At 46.9% G+C, this 2,836-nt stretch carries 3 protein-coding genes; 2 read left to right on the top strand and 1 reads right to left on the bottom strand.

Translation table 11 applies throughout. The features are described from left to right. Both Q0314_RS06315 and Q0314_RS06310 read left to right on the top strand, forming a co-directional pair. Positions 1-695, top strand: a 695-nt coding sequence (locus tag Q0314_RS06315; protein WP_298057594.1) for a radical SAM protein, incomplete at its 5' end; no start/stop codon positions are given. 264 nt (positions 696-959) lie between these two features. Then, positions 960-2,504, top strand: a complete 1,545-nt coding sequence (locus Q0314_RS06310) for a flavocytochrome c (RefSeq protein WP_297914995.1) — start codon at positions 960-962, stop codon at positions 2,502-2,504. Between the two features lie 126 nt (positions 2,505-2,630). On the opposite strand, the gene Q0314_RS06305 is transcribed toward Q0314_RS06310, so the two are convergent. After that, positions 2,631-2,836 (bottom strand): hypothetical protein (locus Q0314_RS06305; RefSeq protein WP_298057592.1); only part of this gene is annotated, 206 nt, incomplete at its 5' end.

Genomic DNA, 2,836 nt, shown 5'->3' with positions numbered 1-2,836 from the left:
ACGACTGCGCCAACGAAAATCGCCCCGGCGTAACGGGGAGAGTGCAAAGCCCGGATGAGGCCGTGGAATACGTGGAAAATCTATTTAAATTTAGACAAGATATCTCAGTCATAGGTATCGCAGGACCCGGAGATCCTATGTGCGATGCCGACAAGACCCTAGCGACTTTTGAAAAATGTAAAGCCCGCTTCCCTCACGCCCTACTTTGTCTATCCACAAACGGCTTATCTTTGCCCGAGCACGTGGATGATATCGTGCGTATCGGCGTGAGCCACGTGACCGTAACCGTTAATGCCGTAACGCCCGAAGTGGGCGGCAAAGTCTATGCATGGGTGCGCCACAAAAACAAAATTTATCACGGCGAAGAGGGGGCTAGAATCCTTCAAGCGTGCCAAGAGGAGGGGATCCGCAAGCTAAAAGAAGCCCGCATGATCGTAAAGATCAATACGGTCGTAATCCCCGGCATCAATATGGATCACGTCCCACGTATCGCGAAAAAAGCCAAAGAGTGGCAGGTCGATATTATGAACTGCATGGCGATGATCCCCGTGCATGGCACCCCTTTTGCAAATATCAAATCGCCCTCGAATGAAGAAATTCGCAGCATGCGAAAGCTGATCGGCGGCTCCATTCATCAAATGACTCACTGCAGCAGATGCCGCGCCGACGCATGCGGCAAGCTTTGCGAGAAATAAAGACCTGCTTTGCGGGTCTTTTATCCGGCAAAGGATACACGCTCTCATAGCGCACAAAATTTTATGTAGAGATTTAAATTTAAAATTTGTCTAAATTTAGAACTAGTAAGCAGCCGATAAGCGGCTTTTTGGCTGCGGCGGTTTTTTAAAATTTAAAAACAATTTTTAAATAATATTATTTTGCTTTTATTTAACTTTTGGTACAATAACTCCAAAATTAGGCATCTGAAAAAAACCGTATAACGGTAAAATAAAGGAGACATCATGGAAAACGTTTCAAGACGTGATCTGCTCAAAATGAGCCTAGTTGGCGCGGGTGCTTTAGCGCTCGGCTCCGTAAACGCAAATGCTGCGGTTAACGCTAAAGACGTCAAATTTGACGAAGAGTGGGACGTAGTCATCGTTGGTTCCGGCTTTGCGGGGCTTGCCGCAGGCATCACCGCAGCCGAAAAAGGCAATAAAGTCCTAATCCTAGAAAAAATGGGACGCGTCGGCGGTAACAGCGTCATCAACGGCGGCTTATTTGCAGTGCCCAATAACGACAAACAAAAAGCAGAGGGCGTGAAAGATAGCAACGAGCTTTTTATCAAAGACTGCCTGAAAGCGGGTCGGGGCCTAAACCACGTCGATCTCATCGATACCATCGCTACCCGCGCGCAAGACGCGTATAAGCTCACCATAAAATGCGGCGTAAAATACATAGATAAACTCTCGCATCTGGGAGGTCACTCCGTCCCAAGAACCGTTCAAACTACTAACGGCAGCGGCTCGGGCATCGTTCAGCCGATGGTCGAGTATTTTAAAAATTTACAGGGTGCGGAGCTTAGACAAAGAGCAAAATTTGATGAATTCGTTTTAGGCGAGGATGGCGGCGTAGAGGGCGTAATTATCAGAGAAAACTACAAATTTGACCCAAATAGTCTAAAAGACGATGTCGAAAATACAAGCGGCGAGAAAAAGACGATCAAAGCCAAAAAAGGCGTAGTTTTGGCAGCGGGCGGATTTTGTCGCGACGTATTTTTTAGAGAGGTGCAAGACCCTTCGATAACCAAAGAAACGGATAGCACAAATCATCCCGGCGCTACGGCGGGCGCGATGAAAGAAGCCTTTAGAATCGGTGCGATTCCCGTGCAGCTTAGCTGGATACAGTTTGGCCCATGGGCTTGCCCAGATGAAAAAGGTTTCGGAGTAGGTTCGTTGTTTAACGTAAATGCAAGCTTCCGCTACGGCATCTCGGTAAACCCTAAAACGGGCAAACGCTATATGAACGAGCTAGCCGACCGCCGCACTAGGGCTCAGGCGATGTTTAAGGTCATCGGTACCGACGGCAACTATCCGATAAATTTCTGCGACGCAAACGGCGTAAAAGCCCTACTTCCCGAGCAGCTCGAAAAGCCTTTAAATTCGGGAATTTTAAAAAAATTTGATAGCATCGATGAAATTGCGGCATTTTATAAAATTCCAGCCGATGAGCTAAAAAAGACCGTCGAGCGCTATAACGGCTTCGTAAAAGCAGGCAAAGATGATGACTTTGGCAAGCCTTTAGATAAAACTACTACTGACGGCTATGACGTTTCTAAACCGCCTTTTTACGCTATACGCGGCACGCCGAAGCTCCACCACACGATGGGCGGTATCGACATCAATACCAAAGCCCAGGTCATCTCGCTAAAAACCGAGATGCCGATCCCTAGACTATTTGCTGCAGGCGAGATCACCGGCGGCGTGCACGGAGCCAGCCGCTTAGGTAGCGTGGCGATAGCTGACTGCTTAACGTTTGGTATGATAGCTGGTGAGAATATAGGCTAATTTGTGGCGTCTTTCGGACGCTTTTTGCGGAGCTTGCTAAAATTTTGCTTGGCAGACTATTTTGTCTAGCCTGCGCAAAATTTTAGCCGCGCAACCCCAAAAATCGCCTCGAAATACTTGCAAATTTTATTTTAATCGCAGGCTGAATTTAAAGTTAAATTTGAAAATTCGGCTTGCGGTACTTTTAAATTTAAAGCCGAATTTGCAGTTAAATTTGTAAATTTGACATCCGAAAGGAATTCGCATGAAACATAAAGCGTTTCTCGCCTTGTGCGCGTCTATGCTATTATGCTCTTTTGCATTTAGCGCAGGTGCACCAAGCGCAAAGATAA

This window comes from uncultured Campylobacter sp., from assembly GCF_938040115.1.
Classification (GTDB): Bacteria; Campylobacterota; Campylobacteria; order Campylobacterales; family Campylobacteraceae; genus Campylobacter_A.
Note: the sequence above shows the minus strand (reverse complement) of the source record. Positions and strands in the feature narration are given on the sequence as shown.